Source organism: Pseudomonas bubulae (assembly GCF_037023725.1).
Taxonomy (GTDB): Bacteria; Pseudomonadota; Gammaproteobacteria; order Pseudomonadales; family Pseudomonadaceae; genus Aquipseudomonas; species Aquipseudomonas bubulae.
Genome location: NZ_CP146077.1, coordinates 2,548,054 through 2,569,076, shown reverse-complemented (window position 1 = coordinate 2,569,076; position 21,023 = coordinate 2,548,054). Strand labels below are relative to the sequence as shown.

General features: G+C 59.3%; 25 protein-coding genes and 4 tRNA genes. 16 read left to right on the top strand and 13 right to left on the bottom strand.

The features are described from left to right. Complete coding sequence (locus V6L81_RS11930; protein WP_016780360.1) at positions 1 to 510, bottom strand: DUF1993 family protein; 510 nt, start codon at positions 508 to 510, stop codon at positions 1 to 3. 110 nt (positions 511 to 620) lie between these two features. On the opposite strand from V6L81_RS11930, the gene V6L81_RS11925 reads away from it, so the two are divergent. Then, positions 621 to 1,928 (top strand): MFS transporter, encoded by a 1,308-nt coding sequence (locus V6L81_RS11925; protein WP_095019034.1) that lies wholly within the window; start codon positions 621 to 623, stop codon positions 1,926 to 1,928. Between the two features lie 107 nt (positions 1,929 to 2,035). Then, positions 2,036 to 2,707 (top strand): DUF480 domain-containing protein, encoded by a 672-nt coding sequence (locus V6L81_RS11920; RefSeq protein ID WP_338659943.1) that lies wholly within the window; start codon positions 2,036 to 2,038, stop codon positions 2,705 to 2,707. A gap of 39 nt (positions 2,708 to 2,746) precedes the next feature. Here the strand turns inward: V6L81_RS11920 and V6L81_RS11915 are convergent, their stop codons facing one another. Beyond that, positions 2,747 to 3,565, bottom strand: a complete 819-nt coding sequence (locus V6L81_RS11915; protein ID WP_095021191.1) for a shikimate 5-dehydrogenase — start codon at positions 3,563 to 3,565, stop codon at positions 2,747 to 2,749. 231 nt (positions 3,566 to 3,796) lie between these two features. Between V6L81_RS11915 and V6L81_RS11910 the strand changes: the two genes are divergently transcribed. From V6L81_RS11910 to V6L81_RS11900, 3 genes are all read left to right on the top strand, one after another. Then, complete coding sequence (locus V6L81_RS11910; protein ID WP_095002284.1) at positions 3,797 to 4,147, top strand: hypothetical protein; 351 nt, start codon at positions 3,797 to 3,799, stop codon at positions 4,145 to 4,147. Positions 4,148 to 4,303: 156 nt separating this feature from the next. Continuing rightward, complete coding sequence (locus V6L81_RS11905) at positions 4,304 to 4,498, top strand: hypothetical protein (RefSeq protein ID WP_016780355.1); 195 nt, start codon at positions 4,304 to 4,306, stop codon at positions 4,496 to 4,498. 94 nt (positions 4,499 to 4,592) lie between these two features. Further along, positions 4,593 to 4,787, top strand: coding sequence for a hypothetical protein (locus V6L81_RS11900; RefSeq protein WP_095002283.1), 195 nt, complete (start codon positions 4,593 to 4,595; stop codon positions 4,785 to 4,787). On the opposite strand, the gene V6L81_RS11895 is transcribed toward V6L81_RS11900, so the two are convergent. Both V6L81_RS11895 and V6L81_RS11890 read right to left on the bottom strand, forming a co-directional pair. Beyond that, positions 4,735 to 5,046, bottom strand: a complete 312-nt coding sequence (locus V6L81_RS11895) for an AzlD domain-containing protein (protein ID WP_095002282.1) — start codon at positions 5,044 to 5,046, stop codon at positions 4,735 to 4,737. The two genes, V6L81_RS11900 and V6L81_RS11895, sit on opposite strands and share 53 nt — an antisense overlap. Further along, entirely contained in the window at positions 5,043 to 5,738 is a 696-nt protein-coding gene (locus V6L81_RS11890; protein WP_095002446.1) for an AzlC family ABC transporter permease, read from the bottom strand. Before V6L81_RS11890 ends, V6L81_RS11895 begins: the two co-directional genes overlap by 4 nt. 205 nt (positions 5,739 to 5,943) lie before the next feature. Here V6L81_RS11890 and V6L81_RS11885 point away from each other — a divergent pair, with 205 nt between their 5' ends. Next, the gene (locus tag V6L81_RS11885; protein WP_095002281.1) at positions 5,944 to 6,462 is read left to right on the top strand and encodes a Dps family protein; all 519 of its coding nucleotides are present in this window, start codon (positions 5,944 to 5,946) and stop codon (positions 6,460 to 6,462) included. A gap of 285 nt (positions 6,463 to 6,747) precedes the next feature. Here V6L81_RS11885 and V6L81_RS11880 read toward each other — a convergent pair whose 3' ends face one another. Then, complete coding sequence (locus tag V6L81_RS11880; protein WP_095024552.1) at positions 6,748 to 7,689, bottom strand: class I SAM-dependent methyltransferase; 942 nt, start codon at positions 7,687 to 7,689, stop codon at positions 6,748 to 6,750. 219 nt (positions 7,690 to 7,908) lie between these two features. Between V6L81_RS11880 and V6L81_RS11875 the strand changes: the two genes are divergently transcribed. The 3 genes from V6L81_RS11875 to pbpG all read left to right on the top strand — a co-directional run bounded on the left by V6L81_RS11875 (position 7,909) and on the right by pbpG (position 9,896). After that, on the top strand, positions 7,909 to 8,460 hold the full coding sequence (locus V6L81_RS11875; protein ID WP_153328879.1) for a DUF2975 domain-containing protein: 552 nt from the start codon (positions 7,909 to 7,911) through the stop codon (positions 8,458 to 8,460). Positions 8,461 to 8,469: 9 nt separating this feature from the next. After that, a complete protein-coding gene (locus tag V6L81_RS11870; RefSeq protein ID WP_095002278.1) occupies positions 8,470 to 8,679 on the top strand; it encodes a helix-turn-helix transcriptional regulator in 210 nt (69 codons plus the stop codon). Between the two features lie 278 nt (positions 8,680 to 8,957). Then, the gene (gene pbpG, locus V6L81_RS11865; protein WP_095018965.1) at positions 8,958 to 9,896 is read left to right on the top strand and encodes a D-alanyl-D-alanine endopeptidase; all 939 of its coding nucleotides are present in this window, start codon (positions 8,958 to 8,960) and stop codon (positions 9,894 to 9,896) included. 140 nt (positions 9,897 to 10,036) lie between these two features. Here the strand turns inward: pbpG and V6L81_RS11860 are convergent, their stop codons facing one another. From V6L81_RS11860 to gltX, 8 genes are all read right to left on the bottom strand, one after another. Then, entirely contained in the window at positions 10,037 to 10,489 is a 453-nt protein-coding gene (locus V6L81_RS11860; protein ID WP_016780349.1) for an Hsp20 family protein, read from the bottom strand. 122 nt (positions 10,490 to 10,611) lie between these two features. Then, on the bottom strand, positions 10,612 to 11,571 hold the full coding sequence (locus V6L81_RS11855) for a tRNA-dihydrouridine synthase (protein ID WP_095018966.1): 960 nt from the start codon (positions 11,569 to 11,571) through the stop codon (positions 10,612 to 10,614). A 73-nt stretch (positions 11,572 to 11,644) separates the two neighbouring features. Next, positions 11,645 to 12,079: a thioesterase family protein gene (locus V6L81_RS11850; protein WP_095002275.1), complete on the bottom strand. Its 435-nt coding sequence runs from the start codon at positions 12,077 to 12,079 to the stop codon at positions 11,645 to 11,647. Positions 12,080 to 12,230: 151 nt separating this feature from the next. Then, positions 12,231 to 12,306: transfer RNA gene (locus V6L81_RS11845), tRNA-Glu, on the bottom strand. Between the two features lie 77 nt (positions 12,307 to 12,383). Next, positions 12,384 to 12,459 (bottom strand) — tRNA-Ala (locus V6L81_RS11840). A 50-nt stretch (positions 12,460 to 12,509) separates the two neighbouring features. Continuing rightward, a tRNA-Glu gene (locus V6L81_RS11835) sits at positions 12,510 to 12,585 on the bottom strand. Positions 12,586 to 12,661: 76 nt separating this feature from the next. Continuing rightward, positions 12,662 to 12,737: transfer RNA gene (locus V6L81_RS11830), tRNA-Ala, on the bottom strand. Between the two features lie 347 nt (positions 12,738 to 13,084). Continuing rightward, positions 13,085 to 14,566 carry a glutamate--tRNA ligase gene (gene gltX, locus V6L81_RS11825; RefSeq protein WP_130871711.1) on the bottom strand — a complete coding sequence of 494 codons (1,482 nt, stop codon included), beginning with the start codon at positions 14,564 to 14,566 and terminating at the stop codon, positions 13,085 to 13,087. A 202-nt stretch (positions 14,567 to 14,768) separates the two neighbouring features. On the opposite strand from gltX, the gene V6L81_RS11820 reads away from it, so the two are divergent. The 7 genes from V6L81_RS11820 (at position 14,769) to V6L81_RS11790 (ending at position 20,994) form a co-directional block, all read left to right on the top strand. Beyond that, positions 14,769 to 15,719, top strand: a complete 951-nt coding sequence (locus V6L81_RS11820; RefSeq protein ID WP_338659942.1) for a 2-hydroxyacid dehydrogenase — start codon at positions 14,769 to 14,771, stop codon at positions 15,717 to 15,719. 14 nt (positions 15,720 to 15,733) lie between these two features. After that, complete coding sequence (locus tag V6L81_RS11815; protein ID WP_169916643.1) at positions 15,734 to 17,059, top strand: Nramp family divalent metal transporter; 1,326 nt, start codon at positions 15,734 to 15,736, stop codon at positions 17,057 to 17,059. 70 nt (positions 17,060 to 17,129) lie between these two features. Further along, positions 17,130 to 18,080 (top strand): siderophore-interacting protein, encoded by a 951-nt coding sequence (locus tag V6L81_RS11810; protein ID WP_338659941.1) that lies wholly within the window; start codon positions 17,130 to 17,132, stop codon positions 18,078 to 18,080. 292 nt (positions 18,081 to 18,372) lie between these two features. Continuing rightward, positions 18,373 to 19,572: a PepSY domain-containing protein gene (locus V6L81_RS11805; RefSeq protein ID WP_095002721.1), complete on the top strand. Its 1,200-nt coding sequence runs from the start codon at positions 18,373 to 18,375 to the stop codon at positions 19,570 to 19,572. Further along, positions 19,569 to 20,108, top strand: a complete 540-nt coding sequence (locus V6L81_RS11800; RefSeq protein WP_095002722.1) for a thiamine pyrophosphate-binding protein — start codon at positions 19,569 to 19,571, stop codon at positions 20,106 to 20,108. Before V6L81_RS11805 ends, V6L81_RS11800 begins: the two co-directional genes overlap by 4 nt. Next, positions 20,108 to 20,443, top strand: a complete 336-nt coding sequence (locus tag V6L81_RS11795; protein ID WP_095002723.1) for a hypothetical protein — start codon at positions 20,108 to 20,110, stop codon at positions 20,441 to 20,443. The genes V6L81_RS11800 and V6L81_RS11795 overlap by 1 nt, the downstream gene beginning before the upstream one ends. Further along, positions 20,440 to 20,994: a DUF6162 family protein gene (locus V6L81_RS11790; RefSeq protein WP_095002724.1), complete on the top strand. Its 555-nt coding sequence runs from the start codon at positions 20,440 to 20,442 to the stop codon at positions 20,992 to 20,994. The genes V6L81_RS11795 and V6L81_RS11790 overlap by 4 nt, the downstream gene beginning before the upstream one ends. Positions 20,995 to 21,023 lie beyond the last annotated feature (29 nt).

The following is a 21,023-nucleotide window of genomic DNA, read 5'->3' as shown; positions in this document are numbered from 1 at the left end:
TTAGAACGCACCCATGTAGTCACGCTTGCCGATCTCAACACCATTGTGGCGCAGGATCGCGTAAGCCGTGGTCACATGGAAGAAGAACTGCGGCAGGCCGTAGGTCAGCAGGTAAGCCTGACCAGTGAAGCGTTTTTCTTTAGGCGTGCCCTGACGGGTGATGATTTCGATGCCTTCCTTGCCATCGATTTGCTCTGGCTTGATCCCGTCGACAAACGCCAGCACTTTGCTGATCAAGGCTTGCAGGTCGGCAAAGGTCACTTCGCTGTCGTCATATTTTGGCAATTCGATTTCAGCCAGACGGCCCGAAACACCCTTGGTGAAATCAACGGCGATTTGCACCTGACGCACCAGCGGGAACATGTCCGGGGCCAGGCGCGCCTGCAAAAACACGCTCGGGTCGATGTTCTTGGCCGTTGCGTGAGCTTCAGCCTTGGCCAGCACACCGCTCAGGGCGTTGAGCATTTGTTTGAACACTGGAACGGAAGCGGCGTACAGAGAGATAGTCATGGAAGTCTCGACAGTCTGTGGGCAGGAATGCAATGTGCGCCGATTATAGACACGCCAGCGCCCATCTGGTGTATGAAGATCAACCCCAAGCTCAGCCCCTGGACACCCATATGCCCTCCGCTCATCCCTCTACAGCTCCAGCAGCGGACCCGACCCAGGCGCTCTATCGCAAAATCACCCGCAAACTCATTCCCTTTCTCTGCTTCTGTTATCTGGCCGCTTATCTGGACCGGATCAATATCGGCTTCGCTAAATTGCAGATGCTAGGTGACCTGCAGTTCAGCGAAACGGCATTTGGCCTGGGGGCGGGGCTGTTTTTTGTCGGCTATATCCTGTTCGAGGTACCCAGCAATCTGCTTCTGGAGAAAGTCGGCGCCAGGGTCTGGATAGCCCGGATCATGATCAGTTGGGGCCTGCTTTCGGCCTGCACCCTGCTGGTCACCACGCCTGCCCAGTTCTATGTTGTACGCTTTCTGCTGGGGGTGGCCGAAGCCGGTTTTCTGCCCGGGGTGCTGTATTACCTGACCACCTGGTTCCCGACCCAGCGACGGGGCCGCATCATTGCCCTGTTTATGATCGGCATGCCGCTGTCCAGTGTCGTTGGCGGGCCACTGTCGGGCTGGATCATGGTCGCCTTCGACAATACGGCGGGGCTGCGCGGCTGGCAGTGGCTGTTTGTGCTTGAGGCGATCCCCAGCGTATTGCTGGGCATCCTGACCTTCTGGGTTCTGCCAGACAGCCATCACACGGCAAAATGGCTGAACGCCGACGAAAAAGCGTTACTGGAACAGCAACTGCACCAGGACAACGCCGAAGGCCAGAACAGCAAGCACAGTTTTCGCGACGGGTTCTTTAACCTCAAGATCTGGATGCTGGGGGGTATCGACTTCTCCATCCTGCTTAGCGCCTACGCAATGGCATTCTGGATGCCGACGTTTATCCGTAACGCCGGTGTGGCCGACAACTTCCATATTGGCCTGCTCACCGCCCTGCCCAGCGTTGCCGCCCTGATCGGCATGCTGATGATTGGCGCCAGCAGCGACCACTATCGAGAACGCCGCTGGCATATCATTGTGCCCTTTGTGATTGGCGCGGCCGCGATGGCAGCCAGCACTTTTTTCAGCGACAACCTGCTTGTGATCGTTTTGCTGTTTGCCATTGCCTCGGCCGCCATCATTGGCGCCGTACCGGTGTTTTTCAGCTTGCCGGCCACCTTTCTCAAGGGCCGTGCTGCCGCTACCGGCTTCGCCCTCGCGTGTTCGCTGGCCAATATCGCAGGGCTGGTGAGCAATTCCCTGATGGGTATCGCCATCGACGTAACGGGCAGCAGTTCCGGCGCGCTGTGGTTCTTCGCCAGTTGCCTGCTAGTGAGCTGCCTGCTGGTGATCGCGCTGCCTGCCAAAGTGGTTAACCGCTGACACGCAAAAAGACTCTCTGCCACAGACGGGGCTAGATGCCAGTCGCTCTACCGCGCAAAAAACACCACAATGGTCGCTGGCAACGGTTACTCAAATTGGAGATGAAAATGGACGTTCCCGCTGATCAGTTCTCAGAACAGGTACCAAACGATGCTGACGCAGGACCTCTGCTCAACAGTACCGAGATCCGTATTCTCGGCTCCCTAATCGAGAAACAGGCCACCAACCCGGAAACCTACCCCCTGACGCTCAATGCCCTGGTGCTGGCGTGCAACCAGAAAACCAGCCGCGAGCCGGTGCTCAACCTGACCCAGGGCCAGGTCGGGCAAAGCCTGCGCGCCCTCGAAGGGCGTGGCTTTACCCGCCTGGTGATGGGCAGCCGCGCTGATCGCTGGGAACACAAGGTCGACAAGGCGCTGGAGCTGGTGCCTGCGCAAGTGGTGTTGCTGGGCCTGCTTTTTCTGCGCGGTCCGCAAACCCTCAACGAGTTGCTGACCCGCAGTTCGCGCATGCACGACTTTGAAGACACCGAACAGGTCCAGCATCAGCTGGAACGCCTGATTGCCCGCGACCTGGCCCTGCTGGTACCGCGTCAGAGCGGCCAGCGAGAAGACCGTTACATGCACGCCTTGGGCGACCCGGCCGATATCGAAACCATCATGACTGCACGCCAGCAACCTGCAGAACGCTCAAGCGCGCAGGCAGTCTCGATAGAGCGTTTCGAAGCCCTTGATGCGCGTATTGCAGCCCTCGAAGCCCGTCTGGCAGAGCTGGAGTAAAAGCGTTTTGGGGGCGAGCTCACTCGCCCCCAATCGCCATCAGCTGCGCGCGAATGCCACGGCCGCTTGGAACTGCTCGGCGGTGGGCCGCACACCTGTGTACAGCACAAACTGCTCCAGGGCCTGAATGGCAATAACCTCAAGCCCGGTGATGACCTGCTTGCCCTGGGCACGACCGCGCACGATCAGGGGTGTTTCAACCGGGATCGCCACCACGTCGAAGATAATATCCGCACGATCAATGGCATCTGCCTCGAAAGCCAGATCATCGGCCTCGGCCCCGCCCGCCATGCCGACAGGTGTAACATTGATCAGCATGTGCGGCCTGCGCTCGCCCAGCTCAGGCTGCCATTCATAACCGCAACTTGCCGCCAGCGCCGCCCCTGTTGCCTCGTTGCGCGCAACGATCAGGCCATTGCGATAACCGCCATCGCGCAGGGCCGATGCCACCGCCTTGGCCATGCCGCCACTGCCGCGCAGGGCAAAGGTCGTGTCTTTGGGTACTTTATGGCTGTCCAGCAGTTGGGCAATGGCTATGTAGTCGGTGTTATAGGCCTTGAGGTGGCCGTCGGTGTTGACGATGGTGTTGATCGAGGCAATGGCCCGGGCTGACGTGTCCAGTTCGTCCACCAGCTCGATGCAGGCCTCCTTGAACGGCATCGACACGCCGCAACCACGAATGCCCAATGCCCGGATACCGGTCACTGCGCCCGCCAGATCCTTGCTGCTGAAGGCCTTGTAGTAAAAGTTCAAGCCCAGTTGTTCGTATAGATGATTATGAAAACGCAGCCCGAAATTACCCGGTCGACCCGACAACGATATGCACAGTCGGGTGTCTTTGTCCGGATTCATTTGCATGCTCATCTCCTTGCTGAATGCTTTTAGATGGACGGCACAAGCCGTACCGGGAGTTTTGTTGGATCATAGTGGAGCGCCAACGCTGAATCGTCTCAGCGCCCGCAGACCTTACACAAAATTTACCCGGGCGCTTCGCAGTTTTTAAAATAAATACGGTCTTAATGTTATCCCCGGGTTTAACTGCGGTCTGGTGCAGGCCGAATCGTCGGGGCGGGAATTCGAGGAATCGTCATGATGCGTAGCATCCCCAAAATCGCTTTGCTTATCGGCACCCTGGCTGTTGCAGGGCAGGCATCGGCCCATGGTGGCTGGGGCCCCGGGCCTGCAATTTTTGGCGCGGTGGTGGGTGCCGCGGTGGTTGGCTCGGTTATCGCTGGCCACGAACAGCGCCCGGTGTATGTGCAGCAACCGGTGTATGTGCAGCCACAGCCGGTTTACGTACAGGCCCCACCTGTTTATTACCAACCGCAACCGGTGTATGTCCAGCCGCCCCAGCCCGTTTACTATCAGGGCTACTACGGTCGACCGCAACCGGTGTACTACGGTCCGCCACGGGGTTACTACGGCCCGCCGCGCTGGTAACCGGTGCTGGCAGCCGGCAGGCTTGGACAGCTGCCGGCAGGTCCGGATAGATCATGTGAATGTCGCGGACAAGACACCGTAACGCCCCGGACTGCGGCATCATGCAGCTTGGCTGGCGCAACAATCGGCACATTCATAAAAACAAGGACGACCTTTATGCCTACACAAAACCCGCACCATATCGTCGGGCTCTGCACCTCCAGCAAGGTGTACAACACTCTGACCGAGCTCAAGCAGCTCGAAGGTCACCGCACCGCCAAACTGCTCTCCCTGCTGACCCAGCACCTGGTTCGCGAAGGGCTGCTGAGTGATCAGGAAGTGATGCACATGCTCGATCAGGTGGTTGACTGACACCTCATCGACATCAATGACCACTATCACGCGCAATGATTTCTTGCGCAGCGGCACAGCCCGTAAGGTAGCGCCATTGTTGAAGGAGGTCTGTATGCCCAAGATTCATGTCATGTCGGTGATCGGCAGTGCCGTTCCCGCCCCGCTGCGTGCCGACGGCCTGCTGGCATGCTGGTATGTGGTCAGTGACGGCGTTGCCGTCAGCGGCCCGTTTACCTCGCGTGCCGCCGCCCAGCTCAAAGCCACCAGCGAAACAGATAAAACAGCGCCACACTCAACGCGACACTGAGCAGCACATTGCGGCTCCACAGCATCAGCCCGATGGCGCACAACCCGGCCAACAGGTAGGGGTTGGCCAGGCTCAGATCCAGCTGATGGTCCTTGACGAAAATGATCGGCCCGCAAATCGCCGTCAGCATCCCCGGTACGGCAAAGCCCAAAAATTCCTTCACCCCGCGATTCAGGCGAATCGGCAAGCGTGGCTCCAGAAACAGGTAGCGGTTGAAAAACAGGATCAGCGTCATCCCGCCAATAATTGCCCAGATCATGCCCAGTACCCTCCCAGCCGCTTGCAGGCATAGCCCGCGACCATACCCGCCAACCCGGCCAGCACAATCGCCGACTCCCACTGCCAGTGACTGAACACCACCACCGTGAACAAAGAGACCGCCACGCAGACCACGGTCGGGATATTGCGCACCACCGGGGTAATCAACGCGATAAAGGTGGCCGCGATCGAGAACTCCAGCCCTAGCTGATCCAGCCCCGGGATGCTCTTGCCCAGCACCACGCCCAGCAGGGTGAAAATATTCCAGCCCACATACATGCACAGCCCCACACCCAGGGCATACCAGCGATTGAAGGTGTTCTGGTCGAAGGGGCTGACCAGGGCAAAGAACTCATCGGTGAGCAAAAAGCCCAGCCCGAAGCGCCATTTGGGCTCGAGCGGCGCCACCAGCGGGCGCAAGTGCATGGCATAGAGCAAGTGTTGCGAGGTCAGCAGCAAGGTGGTGACCAGAATCGAAATCGCACTGGCACCGCCCTTGATCATGCCAATGGCAACCAGTTGCGCCGCACCGGCAAACACAAACAGTGACAGCCCCTGGCTTTGCGCGGGGGTCAGCTGGGCATCGATTGCGGTGGAACCGGCCAGCAGCCCCCAGGGGGCACACGCCAGGGTCAGCGGCAGGCAGGCAATTGCGCCGCGCATAAACGCGGTTCGAGCAAGGGCATCAGGCATCAAAAACATTCCGGCAGTAAGCAGCGGCAAAGGGTCGCAACATCAAGGTAAAAAGTCTTGAACGATCTTGCTCTGCTGCCCTCATAACTTGACGCGGCCCGCGTGAAAACAGCCCGCCGCGTTTGACGAGAGAGCAAACCTGGTCTTTAGTCAGCCGCATTCAAGAGACGTTAATTCCGATCAACCGCTGCCACGAGGAACCACCATGAAAGACCTGAAATCCGCCAAGGAAAGCAGAAAGGCCGATCTGCGGACACCTACGGCACTGAGCGAAAAAGCCTGTATCGATATCGCAGCCGAAGTGAACGCGCTGCTCGCAGACACCTTCGCCATCTACATGAAGACCAAGAATTTCCACTGGCACATGTCCGGCCCGCACTTCCGTGATTTCCACCTGCTGCTCGACGAGCAGGCTGACCAGATCTACGCGACCACCGATGCCATCGCCGAGCGTGTGCGCAAGCTGGGGCGCACCACAATCCGCTCCATCGGCCACATCAAGAAGCTGCAACGCCTGCTGGACAACGACGCCGACTTCGTGACGCCGGAAGACATGCTGGCAGAACTGCGCGAAGACAATATCCAGCTGGCCGCCTATATGCGTGAGACTCACGACATGTGCTCCGAGCTGGGCGATGTGGCGACTACCAGCCTGCTGGAAAACTGGATCGACGAGGCCGAGCGCCGCGTGTGGTTCCTGTTTGAGTCGTCGCGTACCAAATAACCCCTGCGTAGCAGCTGCCGAAGGAACGAGGCTGCGTTCGATTGCGAAGCGATCGTAAAACCTGAGCATGCGGTTTATCTGTAAAAACCTGTGTTCTGACTTTACAACGGCTTCGCCGCCGGACGCAGCCTTGTTCCTGCGCCAGCTGCTACGGTCACGAGCACCCGCAGAACCATGAATTTTGTTTCACAGTCTTCGAACGCAACGAGCGGTATATTCGCTGCGCTCATTGCTCATTCAATGAACCCCTTGCCCGCACCTCCCCTGCGGGCTTTTTTTCGCCTGTCAAACGCCCTGCCTGAACACCAGCGCCTTGAGGCCGCACTCGACATCGGCGTCCGGGAACTCCGGCGGGTTGTCCAGGCGCTGAACAAAACGCAGGCTCGGCGCATCACGGGTCACGCCATCGATCAAAAAATCCGAACCCAGTGCCGGGTCATTCATGCACGCCAGTACTGTGCCGTTTTCACCGAGCAACTCCGGCAGGCGGCGCACCACGCGCTGGTAGTCCTTGGTCAGCAAAAAGCTGCCTTTCTGAAATGACGGCGGATCGATGATCACCAGATCGTAAGGCCCGGTGCTTTTCACCTTGCCCCAGGACTTGAACAGCTCATGACCCAGAAACGTCACCTTGCTCATGTCATGCCCGTTCAGGCGATGGTTGTCGCGGCCACGGCTCAGGGCCGCACGGGACATGTCGAGGTTGACCACATGCTGGGCGCCGCCTTCTATGGCGGCCACTGAAAAACCGCAGGTATAGGCAAACAGGTTCAACACTCGCTTGCCCCCGGCATTGGCCCTTACCCAGTCACGACCATAACGCATGTCCAGGAACAGGCCGTTGTTCTGTTTGCGGCCCAGGTCCACGCGATAGCGCAATCCGCCTTCAGTCAGCGTCCATTCGTCAATTGCCTCGCCCACCAGCCATTCGGTGTCGCTTTGCAGCGTATAGCGATGTTGCAGCACCAGTGTGTGTGCACCGCTGGCCTGCCACGCGGCTGACTGAACAATGGCCTGCAGCAGTTGCTTGAGTGCAGCCAGTTGCAGGGCTTCGGGCTCCTTGAACAGTGAAACCAGCACCACGCCTTGCAACCAGTCCACCGTCAACTGCTCAAGCCCGGGCCAGCAACGTCCACGCCCATGGAACAAACGCCGGGTTTCAGCAGGCACAGCCTGCAGTGCAGTCAATAAGTGCTGGTGCAGGGTGGTTAACGCTTCAGGAGTCATCAGGCCGACCGGTCAATTTCAAGGGGCCGGCATTTTACACAATTGCACTGCCCTGCCTAATCGGCACAGTGGAAATATTTGTTAATACAGAGGGTGATATTATCGTTTTACAGTAATTTTTTATCGCAATACGATAGTTTCACTGCGCAGGGCAATACGCTTTCCCTGGGCGGATTCCGGGCTTTTTACAACCACAAGCAGAACCAGAAGGACTGTTCGATGAAAACCGATCCCCTTGCCAATCGCAGCCGCATCCTGGCCACAACCACGCTGGCACTTGTCGCGGGTATGTTGCTGGCCAATATCGCTTACTGGATTTTCCCCAACGCCATAGGCACTTATGTGGGCGGGTTCAACCTGAGCGCCATGACCGAAACACTGCAGGCCGACATCCCGTTGATGCCCTGGTGGCAGGTTGCTGGTGCCATAATCCTGTCCAGCATCCCCCTGCTGATACTCGCCAAAGGCTTGCTGGCCCTGCGCAGCCTGTTTCTGGCCTACAGCAAGGGCGAGTATTTCTCGACCGAATCTGCCGAGTTGCTGGGTAAAGTGGGTAAAAGCGTTTCTATATGGGTGCTGGCCAGCCTCCTGTTAACCCCGGTCATGAGTGTCTGGGTCACCATTTTGCGGCCTGCGGGCGAGCGCTTGCTCACGATCAGCTTCGAGCCGTCGCATCTTGTTGCCTTGTTCCTCTCGGCTTCCCTTATGATCATCGCCCGCAGCCTGTACAAGGCGTGTTCGTTGGCGCGGGAAAATCAGCAGTTCGTTTAAGAGGCCAAAATGCCGATCGAGATCAAGCTGGACGTCATGCTGGCCATGCGCAAGGTCAAATCCAAGGACCTGGCGCACAGGGTGGGCATTACCGAGCAGAACCTGTCACTGCTCAAGCAAGGGAAAGTAAAGGGCATCAGGCTGGCAACCCTGGAAGCCATTTGCATCGCACTGGATTGTCAGCCGGGGGACTTGCTGCATTATCAACCGGAATCGTAAGCACGCACGCCTGCGAGGCCAAGCCCTCGCAGGCGGCGCACCAGGCTCTGCCTGCCTGCACTTCAAAGCCTCCAGTCCGTTCAGCCAACCAACAGCATCCTCCTGCTAGGCTCGCCGCGGCACCCAACCTTTTTACCGGTATATTCGGATTTTCTCTGACAAACCTCTGCAAAATCAGGCATTTCTGCCGCCACTGATCCATACTGACTAAATGTAACGTCATGTGTATAACAGCCGTTGCAGCCCGGTACTTCCCAACCCTTCTTGAGTCATTCTGCGTGAAAATTCATCTTTCCATTTTGAGCCTGTGTTTAGTTCTGGCAGGCACCAGTGCTTCTTCAATCGCCGCAGCGGCTGAAAGCACTTCGGCCCCACGGGATACCTCGCAACTGCACATCGCCTCAGGCAGTGCGCTGCTGATCGACCTGCAAACCAACAAAGTGATTTTTGCCAGCAACCCTGACGCCATCGTGCCAATTGCCTCCGTCACCAAATTGATGACCGCCATGGTAGTGCTGGATGCCAAGCAGTCGATGGACGAATCCATTTCGGTCAATATCAGCGACACCCCGGAGATGAAGGGCGTGTTTTCGCGGGTAAAAATCGGCAGCGAGCTGTCGCGTCACGAAATGATGCTGATCACCCTGATGTCTTCGGAAAACCGGGCAGCCGCCAGCCTTGCCCACCACTATCCGGGGGGTTATGTAGCCTTTATCGCGGCGATGAATGCCAAGGCCAAAAGCCTGGGCATGATGAGCACTCACTATGTTGAGCCGACCGGGTTGTCGATCCACAACGTATCCACTGCCCGCGACCTGAGCAAGCTGCTGGCAGCGGCGCGGCATTACCCGATGCTCAGCCAGTTGAGCACCACCAAGGAAAAGACCGTGGCGTTCCGCAAACCCAACTACAGCCTGGGTTTCAGCAACACCGATCACCTGGTCAGAAAAGACAAATGGAATATCAAGATCACCAAGACCGGCTTTACCAATCAGGCCGGTCATTGCCTGGTGCTGGTCACTGAAATGGGTGGGCGCCCGGTGTCCCTGGTCATTCTGGATGCCTTTGGCAAGTACACCCACTTCGCCGATGCCGGTCGAATTCGCAACTGGGTGGAAACCGGTAAAAGTGGCGGTGTGCCCGACGTAGCCCTGCGCTACAAAGCCGAAAAAAACCTGCAGAAAAACCAGCTGACAGCAGGTCAGGCGGGTAAGTGAAGAAGTACGGGTGAGATGAAATGCAGGCACTTGCCCCGGGGAGAGGATCGGGGACAAATGCCTGCGTACTGCTCGTTACAAACTGCGGATAGAAAGAACCCCGTCACCTGGACGGGGTTCTTGCCTGGCACATGCTCAGATCAGTTTTGCAGAGCAGGCTGCGAATCCCCATTGATCGGGATGCGTTTGGCTTTTGCCTCTTCCGGCACCACCCGCTGCAGGTCGATGCTCAGCAAACCATTGCTCAGGTTTGCGCCTTTGATCTCGATATGATCATCAAGGCGGAAGGACAATTTGAATGCCCGCTGTGCAATACCTTGATGCAAGAAGGTCACGCCTTCTTCGCTGGTGCTTTCGCGTTTGCTGCCGCTGACGCTCAGCACACCTTTCTCTACTTGCAGGTCCAGATCATCTTGCTGGAAGCCTGCAGCTGCTACCACGATGCGGTAGCTGTCTTCACCCCGTTTTTCAACGTTGTAAGGTGGGTAGCCGCCGCTTGAATCGTTGCGCAGTGCGGTTTCAAACAAATCACTAAAACGGTCAAAGCCGACAGAATTACGGAACAGTGGCGCCATTGAAAAAGCGTTGCTCATAATTTCATCCTCCTGATTTCAGCGAGATTTTGTTACGCGACCCGGTTTCGGCATCGCGTACCCCTTAGATAGGGACCGTCAAAACCATTTCAAGGCTTTTTTTGAAATTTTTTTCAGACGCTTCAAGCCACATCGACAGGCGGGTTGTTGACCATGTGCCGGACCTTCTCACAGTCTGTTTCACGACGCATGGCATTGAACAACACCACCGCTTCAGGATAGTTGCGGGTCAACATTGCCAGCCACTGCTTGAGCCGCCCCGGTGCCGAGCGCGGGGTCAGCTGGGCCTCGGCCTGGGCCCAGAAGTCGCGGATCATGGGCTGCAAATCGGCCCAGGTCATCGGCACTACCTCAACACCGGCGCGGGCAGCGGCAATTTGCGCGGCCAGATCGGGGCGCGACACCAGACCACGGCCGAGCATAATGTCTTCAGCGCCACTGATTTCGCGGCAACGACGCCAATCTTCAACCGACCAGATATCGCCATTGGCAAACACCGGCACCTTGACCGCTTCCTGCACCTGGGCAATGTATTCCCAATGCGCAGGCGGCTTGTAGCCATCCATTTTGGTCCGCGCATGCACCACGATCTGGCTGGCGCCGCCTTCGGCCAGGGCGATTGCGCACTCATTGGCGCTGTCGGGCGTGTCGAAGCCCAGGCGCATCTTGGCGGTGACCGGAATATGCGCAGGCACGGTGCGACGCACTTGCAGCAAGATGGCGTGCAGCAGTTCGGGCTCCTTGAGCAACACTGCCCCGCCACGGGACTTGTTCACGGTCTTGGCCGGACAACCAAAATTGAGGTCGATCACCCCGCTGCCCAGCTCACAGGCCAATGCCGCGTTATCGGCCAGGCACGCCGGGTCCGAGCCCAGCAACTGCACGCGCAGCGGCACGCCGGAACGCGTTTGCGCACCGTGCTGCAACTCGGGAGCGAGTTTATGGAAGTAGGCTTCGGGCAAAAGCCGTTCGGTGACCCGAATAAATTCGGTCACGCACCAATCAATACCGCCGGTGCGGGTCAGGACATCACGCAGGATGTTGTCGACCAACCCCTCCATCGGCGCCAAAGCAATTTGCATGGGTGACTCTCATGAAAAACGTGCGGCAGTTTACGCGGTTCTGCGGGCAATCGGTATGCGCAGGCGCTGACGGTCAGGCCGTCACGACAGCCGGGCCATAACCGTCAAGGAACTCGGGCGGCAGGCGCCTGGCCTTGCCCGTGGACAGTTCGATGCAGACAAAGGTGGTTTGGGCACGCAACAGGGTCACACCATCGCAGGGGCGCACCAATTGAAAATGACGGGTCATGCGCAGGCGCTGGTCACAATCGACAATCCAGGTGGCTAGCTGCAGCTCATCGCCTTCGTAGGCGCTGGCAAGATAGTCGATTTCATGACGAGAGACCGCCATGGCGCGGTCGAGGCGACGGTACTCGGTGAGGTCCAAGCCCAGGCGCTGCGAGTGGCGCCAGGCGCAGCGTTCCAGCCAGACCACATAGGACGCGTTATTGGCATGACCAAACCCGTCAATGTCTTCGGCCTGCACCTGCAGGTCAATGATAAACGGCGCTGCCAAATCCCAACTCATGCCTTGTCTCCCTGTACATAAATAAGGAGCGCAGTGTAACGCAGAGGGGGCGACGGGAAACTTGAAGAGCTGGAATTAAAAAACTGCAGACAAACAAAAGGGTCATTCAATAATCGAATGACCCTTATAAATCCCGCAAAGCGGGTAATCGTGGCGTCCCCTAGGGGACTCGAACCCCTGTTACCGCCGTGAAAGGGCGGTGTCCTAGGCCACTAGACGAAGGGGACACAAACCCTTCTAACAGTGATCAGCGCTGAGTGCTGATCGATCCAATGCCAGTGTGGCCCGACATTGAACTGTAAATTGGTGGAGCTAAACGGGATCGAACCGTTGACCTCTTGCATGCCATGCAAGCGCTCTCCCAGCTGAGCTATAGCCCCGATTTATCGCCTGGCGGCGGAGCATCACCGAAGTGCTGCTTCTGTAAAACTGGCGTCCCCTAGGGGACTCGAACCCCTGTTACCGCCGTGAAAGGGCGGTGTCCTAGGCCACTAGACGAAGGGGACACAAACCTTCTAACTTGACCAGCACTGAGTGCTGGTCGATTCAATGCCGGTGTGGCCAGGCATTGAACAGTAAATTTGGTGGAGCTAAACGGGATCGAACCGTTGACCTCTTGCATGCCATGCAAGCGCTCTCCCAGCTGAGCTATAGCCCCAAACTTTCAGTATTGGGTGTTGCTGTGTTGCGTTCTGCTTGTTTCGTGTTGCTGTGTTGACGGGGCGCATATTAAGACTGGATGGGTAGGCTGTCAAACTTATTTTTAAACTTTTTTAAAAAAATTTGCCGTGAGAACAACCACTTACCCTTCCCGCCCCGTAAATACGGGGCCAAACCCCAACCAAAACCTTGTAGCAGCTGCCGAAGGCTGCGTCCGGCGGCATAGCCGTCGTAAATGCAGAATGCTCGATTTGACTGAAAAACCGTGCATTTAGATTTTACGATTGCTTCGCAATCGAACCCAGCCTCGTTCCTTCGGCAGCTGCTACGGTTTTTTACGCCCTGTTAACCAATCGTGTTAAACAGCTTTTCCCACTCTTTGTTTTCTTTCTTGGACACGCCACCCAGCAGGTCCAGCGCCTGACGCAGACGGAAACGGGTCAGGTCCGGCCCCAGGATTTCCATGGCGTCCAGCACCGACACAGAGCTGGCCTGCCCCGTGATCGAGGCAAACATCAGCGGCATGGCATCACGCAGCTTCAACTCCAGGCTTTCAACCACGGCCTGGATGCTGCCGGTGATGGCGTCCTTTTCCCACTGACGCAGGCTTTCCAGCTTCCACAGGATCAACTGCATCAATTGACGCACTTGCTCGTTGGACAGCTTCTTGTGCTCAAACAGTTTGGCATCCAGCTGCAGGCCGCCCGAGAAGAAGAACCCGGCCAGCGGTGCAATCTGGCTGAACGTCTCGACACGGCCCTGTACCAGCGGCGCGATTTTCATCATGTACTCGGGGTTCAGCGCCCATTGCTGTACGCGGCTGGCGAACTCGTCCAGCGGCAAATCACGCAGCCATTGGCCATTGAGCCAGGACAGCTTTTCAACGTCGAAAATCGGCCCGCCCAGCGATACACGGCTCAAGTCGAAGTTGTCGACCATTTCCTGCAGCGAGAACTTCTCGCGCTCGTCCGGCATCGACCAGCCCATGCGGCCCAGGTAGTTGAGCATCGCTTCAGGCATAAAGCCCATGCGCTCGTAGAACGTCACCGAAGTCGGGTTCTTGCGCTTGGACAGCTTGCTCTTGTCCGGGTTGCGCAGCAGCGGCATGTAGCACAGCTGCGGTTGTTCCCAGCCGAAGTATTCATACAGCAGGATCAGTTTGGGTGCCGATGGCAGCCACTCTTCGCCACGCAGTACGTGGGTGATGCCCATCAAGTGATCGTCGACCACGTTGGCCAGGAAGTAGGTCGGCAGGCCATCGGTTTTCATCAGGACTTGCATGTCCATGCGGTCCCACGGGATTTCAACGTCACCGCGCAGCAGGTCCGGCACCACGCAGACACCCTCGGTCGGCACTTTCATGCGGATTACGTGAGGTTCGCCAGCGGCCAGGCGTTCAGCCACTTCTTCCTTGGACAACAGCAGCGCACGACCGTCGTAGCGCGGGGTCTCGCCCTTGGCCATTTGCTCGGCGCGCATCTGGTCCAGCTCTTCACTCGTGCAGAAGCACGGGAACGCATGGCCCATATCCACCAGTTGCTGGGTGTATTTCTTGTAAATGTCGCTACGTTCGCTCTGACGGTACGGGCCGTGCGGGCCGCCGACGTCCGGGCCTTCACTCCAGGTGATACCCAGCCAGCGCAGGGCATCGTAGATCTGCTGCTCGGACTCGCGGGTCGAGCGCAGTTGGTCGGTATCTTCGATCCGCAGGATAAATTCGCCGCCATGCTGCTTGGCAAAGCAGTAGTTGAACAAAGCAATGTAAGCGGTGCCGACGTGGGGGTCGCCGGTAGGCGATGGCGCAATGCGCGTGCGAACGGTGGTCATGGGCGGTCTCGAAGTGAAGATAAAACAAAGGGCGAATGGTAACAGGCCGACCCGGCCCGGCTCCAGTACAGGACTCAGCCCGGCCGCCACACGGTTGAAAAAAGCTGTAATAGAGCGTTTGTATCGAATTGATACGGGGAAAAACAGCCTATACCGGTGTTAATCTCGGCTCATTCCCGACATCCCCTGGCTGGAGAGACCTATGCCCCACGTTGTGCTGGTGCTGGTAGAGAGCGTTAACGATTACCTGCATATGCTGGAGAACCAGGGCTACGAGCTGATCCTTGCGCCCACCCCCGCCAGCCGCGCCGAAGCCATAGCCCGACACGGCGCCCGCATCGACGCCGTGCTGACTCGCGGCCCGCTGGGCTTGCAGGCCGATGAAATGGCCGCCCTGCCCCTGCTCCGAATCATCTGCGTGATCGGCGCCGGCTTCGAACAGGTCGATTTGCAGGCCGCCAGCAACCAGGGCATTACCGTGACCTTTGGCGCCGGGGCCAATGCTTCATCGGTTGCCGACCACGCCATGGCGCTGCTGTTGTCCGTGGTGCGCGGCATCCCCCAGGCCGACGCCAGCATCCGCCGCAATGAATGGGTCAAGGTGCGCCAGCCGTCACTGTCGGGCAAACGCATGGGCATTATCGGCCTCGGCGCCATCGGCGCTGCCATCGCCAAACGAGCGGCCCACGGCTTTGACATGAGCATCCGCTACCACAGCCGCCAGCCGCACCCCGACTCGCCCTACACCTACTGTGCCAGCGTGCTGGAACTGGCCGCTGCGGTGGATTTCCTGATGATCGCCACCCCCGGTGGCAGCGCCACCCATCACCTGGTCAACGCCCGTGTGCTGGACGCCCTGGGCAGCGAGGGCTACCTGATCAATATTGCCCGCGGCAGTGTGGTCGATACCCAGGCGCTGATCAGCGCCCTGACCGCCGGCAAAATCGCCGGGGCCGGGCTGGATGTGTTTGAAGACGAACCGCGGGTGCCCGACCCGCTCAAGACCCTCGGCAACGTGGTCATGACCCCGCATGTGGCCGGCCAGTCACCCGACGCGGTCGAAGCCACGGTGCAATTGGTGGTCGATAACCTGCGGGCGTTTTTTGCCGGCAAACCCGTTCTCACCCCGGTGCCATTGCCCCACCCTGCCTGACCCGGAGCCTGCGCTTGAAATTCCGCCTGCCAACAACCGCCACTGCGCCCTTCTGCCCCTCCGAAGTCAGTGGCAGCGTGCCCGTCGACGCCAGCGCGCCGTTTTTCAGGCGCGTGCTGCGCTTTGCCGGGCCCGGCCTGCTGATCAGCATCGGCTATATGGACCCCGGCAACTGGGCCACCGCCATCGAAGCCGGCTCACGTTACGGCTACCACCTGCTGTTTGTGGTACTGCTCGCCAGCCTCGCGGGCATGGCCGTGCAATGCCTGTGTTCGCGCCTTGGCATCGCCACCGGCCGCGATCTGGCGCAGCTGTGCCGTGAGCGCTACAGCAAGCGCTCGGCGCGGGTGCAATGGATGCTGGCGGAAATCTCGATCATCGCCACCGACCTGGCCGAAGTACTCGGCTGCGCGCTGGCGTTCCATCTGCTGCTGGGCTGCTCGCTGACCACCGGCATCGCCCTCACTGCCTTCGACACCTTGCTGGTGCTGGCCTTGCAAGGGAGGGGATTTCGCCGACTTGAAGCGATCATGCTGGCGCTGGTGATGACTATCGTCGGTTGTTTTTTTGTCGAACTGGTACTGATCAAACCTTACTGGCCCGACGTGTTCGAGGGCTTCAAACCGTCACTGTCGGCCATCAGCGACGCAGCACCGCTGTACATCGCCATCGGCATCATTGGCGCCACCGTGATGCCGCACAACCTGTACCTGCACAGCTCCATCGTCCAGACACGCCTGACCGGCAGCGACTACGCCAGCAAACTGGATGCCGTACGCCTTTCACGCATCGACACCATCGGCTCCCTGGCCCTGGCGCTGCTGGTCAATGCCGCCATCCTGATCCTCGCTGCGGCCGCTTTCCACCAGACCGGCAATACCGACGTGGTCGAGATCCAGGACGCCTACCGCATGCTCGACCCGCTGGTGGGCGGGGCCATGGCCAGCATCCTGTTCGGCGTGGCATTGCTGGCCTCGGGGCAAAGCTCGACATTCACCGGCACCATTGCCGGGCAAGTGATCATGGAGGGCTATCTGAACCTGAAGATTCCCTGCTGGCAACGGCGCCTGATCACCCGCGGGCTGGCGCTGGTGCCTGCATTCCTGGGCGTGTGGCTGATGGGCGACGATGCGGTGGGCAAGCTGCTGATCCTCAGCCAGGTGGTACTCAGCCTGCAACTGCCCTTTGCCCTGTACCCGCTGATCCGCATGACCAGCGACAGACGCCTTATGGGCCCGTTCGCCAACCGACTGCCGACGCGGCTGCTGGCGTGGTTTCTGTTTGCAGTCATCAGTTGCGCCAACCTGTGGCTGATTGCACAGATCGGGTTCGGCGCCTAACCCCCAGCCCCTTAAATTCGGCGCGCAATGGCTCGTTATACAAGACGACTCCTGCTATTGAGGTGCTGTTATGTCCACCGCTGCCACCCTGGTGCAAAACCTGCGCAATCGTCTGAGCAAGCCTGCGGGATATCGTCTGTTCGATATCCAGCTCAAGCACCGCATCACCTTGAGCCCGTCACTGACGCGCTTTGTGTTCAGCGGTAGCGATGTGGCGCTGATGCGCACCCTGGCACCCGACCAACGGGTCAAGCTACTGTTCCCCAGCGCCAACGGCGCCACCGCCAACCTGCCCAAACAGAGCGACTGGCGAGCGCCCCTGCGGGATATGAGCCCCGAGTCAGTGCCACCCATGCGCTCCTACACCCTTCGCAACCTGCGCACAGAGGCCGGCGAACTGGATATCGACTTCGTTCTCCACGGCGTCACCGGCCCCGCCACACGCTGGGCTAGCCAGGCCAGGGCGGGGGATCGCCTGCAGATCGCAGCGCCCAATGCAGCCTGCACCGACGACCCCGGTGGCTATGAATGGCAGCCACCGCAAGGCATGCGCAAACTGTTGCTGATCGGCGACGAAACTGCGCTGCCAGCCATTGCCGGCATCCTTGAAGAACTTGCCCTGCACCCCGACACCCCCCAGGTCCAGGCCTTTATTGAAGTTCCTCAAGAAGCCGACTGCCAGCCCCTGCTCTGTGGCCCGAACACCAAGGTGCACTGGTTGCCGCGTGCCAGCCTGGGCAAACAGCATGGCGATGGCATGCTCCTGGCCGCCCGCGAACTGGCCAGCCTGCCGCCCAGACGCATGCAGGCCCGGGCGTGCGCTGAACTGCAAGAGCTGGATCTGGATAACCAGCGCCTATGGGATCGGGCCAGCGCCAAACACAATGAGTTTTATGCCTGGGTAGCCGGAGAATCGATGGCGGTGATGGCAATCAGGCGGTTTTTCGTCCATGAGTGCGGCATGGACCGTTCGGGCCTGACCTTGATGGGGTACTGGAAACTGGGGCGGTCTCTAGGGTGATACTGGCCCTTGTAGCAGCTGCCGAAGGAACGAGGCTGCGTTCGGCGGCGCAGCCGTCGTAAAACCTGAACACTCAATCTACCTGACACACCGAGACGCTTGACTTCACGACGGCTGCGCCGCCGAACGCAGCCTCGCTCCGCTCGTCAGCTGCTACAAGCGAATGAGAACAAGAAACAATTTTTTACATATCTAGCTTCGGGTTTTGCTCTTCTCATCCGTCCTACATGGATAAGCAGTCGCTTCTCAATGGCGATTACACACCCGCCCCGCCGCGAGTTTGCCGTTTCCCATGTCCAAAAAATCCCGTTCAAAACTCTGGTTCCTGGTTCACAGCTGGATGACCCTGCCCATCTGGTTCTTTGTGCTGATTGTCTGCGTGACCGGCACGCTGGCTGTGGTCAGCCAGGAGATCGTCTGGCTGGCCACCCCCGAGGCCCGTGCCACACAACCGGCCGATGATGCACCCCTGCTGACTTACGAGCAGGTACTGAGCGCCATTCACAAGGCCGAACCGACGCTGGCCGTACAGTCGATCAGCCGCCCGGACGAGTCGCACTTTGCCCTGGTGGCCAGCGTGGTGTACCCGGACGGCCGCTCGCCATCGTTGTATATCAGTCCCTATACCGGGGTGATCCAGGGCGAAAGCCCCAGCTTTGACTTCAAGGCCTTTACCCGCGCCCTCCACGGCTGGTGGCTGGTGCCCTTTACCAACGGCTATAGCTGGGGCTGGTACCTGGTGTCATTCCTCGGCCTGCCGCTGCTGGCATCGCTGATCACCGGGCTGGTGGTCTACAAGAAGTTCTGGAAAGGCTTTTTCAAGCCCAACCTGCGTTTCAAACACGGGGCGCGGATTTTTTGGGGGGATTTTCATCGCCTGTGCGGCATCTGGTCGATCTGGTTTATTGCAGTGATTTCCATCACCGGCCTGTGGTTCCTGATCCAGGCTTTCATGTTCGATAACCAGATCTCCATCTCGACCGCAGGCAACCCGCCGGTTGTGGCCCGCCAGGATGTGCCGCTTATGCCGGACGGCAAGCCAGCACCGCAGATCAGCCTCGATCAGGCGGTCAAGATTGCCGCCGACAACATCCCGGGGCTGGAAGCCAGCTTTGTCAGCCTGCCGAGCAATGCCTACGGGCATATCGAGGTGGGCGGCCCGGGCTGGTACCCGCTGCTGTTCCAGACTGCCGACATCAACCCGTACAACGGCGCAATCGAAGGCTCACGGATGATTGCCGACCGCTCCGGGCTGGAGCTGGTGACCGAGTCCATGCGCCCGCTGCACACCGGCGATTTTGGCGGGTTGTGGGTCAAGCTGATCTGGTTCTTCTTCGGCCTGATTCTCAGCATGATGGTGTTGAGCGGCCTGTTGATCTGGACCAAACGTACGGCCCTGGCCACCGCCAATGCCCTCAAACGCAGCGAAAAACCCCGGCGGGCAGCCGCCGTCTCGGCGCATAAACCACAGCACGAAGAGGCCAATGTATGAGCAAGGCAGCGGCTGCACAGCCTGCGTCCACCCTGAGCCGGCTGTGGCACAAATGGCGCTTTCACATCAATGTCCTGCTGTTACTGGTGCCGCTGGGCTTTATGCCCAAGTACTTTGCCGACGCTTCCCTGTTTCGCGGCGACAGCGGCCTGGGCGAGCGCGACATCGGCACCGTGCAGGTCGGCCCCTGGAGCCTGCAACTGGCCGAGTTGCGCAACGAGGCCCCGCGCCCCGATGGCCCGGCAGGTTATATGAAAAGTTTTAACGCGGCCCTGTGTGACACCTGCATCGATCAGGTCAAGGCCGCCTACCTGCGTATCGGCAAACCGCGCAGCCTGCGCGCCGCCGGGGTGATTTTCTTCGGCACGCCTTATCGCATGGGCGCCACCCTGCCCATCCCGGAACGCACCAAGGCCGATGCCGAGCTGTGGATCACCCTCGAAGGGTGGGACGGCTCCATGCACCAGGCCGCCATTCCCCTGAGCCAGGCCTCACCGGCAACCCTCGCCTGGCTGGCCCAACGAGGAGCGAAATAATGCATGCGCGCCTGTTTAAAACACCTGCCCTGGCAACGGCCCTGATCGCCTTGATCGGCGTTTGCAGCCAGGCACAGGCCCACAACCCGATGTGCGAATGCAAGGCCATTGAAGACGGACAAATCCGCTGCACCGGCGGGTTTTCTGATGGCAGCGGCGCACCGGGGGTGACCCTGGACGTGATCGGCTACGACGAAACCATCCTGGTACCCGGCAAGCTGGGGGCCGATTCGACCCTGACCTTCAAACGTCCGGATGCCGAGTTTTATGTACTGTTCGACGCCGGCCCCGGGCATATCGTTGAAATCGACCAAGCCGATATCGAGGCCCCATGAGTACTCAAGTCGTACGCCCGGCCGGGGCGGGGCATGAAACCCTGTATGTGCTGCTGTTGTGCCTGCTGATTGTGACCGTGGCCGGCTCGGTGGTGGCCTGGCGTCATGAATCCAGCGAGGTGACGTCGGTGGCGGCCCATCAGCTGGATGCGCGCCGCGACCTGAATGCCGCCGAACAAGGGATCTATGCCGACCTGCGGGTCACCCTGGACGAAATCCTGCTGCTGCGCGAAGAGTCCGCCGCCCTGCCCCAACCCGCGCAACTGGCCGAAGAAGGCTTCGCGCCCTTTGCCCAAGACGCCAGTTCGGTGAGCCGTGGCAACCACGCCTGGCAGTTGCTCGGCGAGCAGGCGTACCTGGGCCTGAGCCCCAGCCCTGAAGTGGCAGGCTCGTTTCTGCTGCGCATTGGCGACCAACCGGACGTGTGGCTTAACCGCAATCCCGGCGCCAGTGTCCCTGCCGACCTTGACGATGCCGCCCTCAACCAGAGTGGCTGGCAACAAGTGATCGCGCAATTCGATGCCGGGGTTACCCGTCAGCACCGCCACTGAACCCACCGCTTGCCCTGAGAGAAGACTGC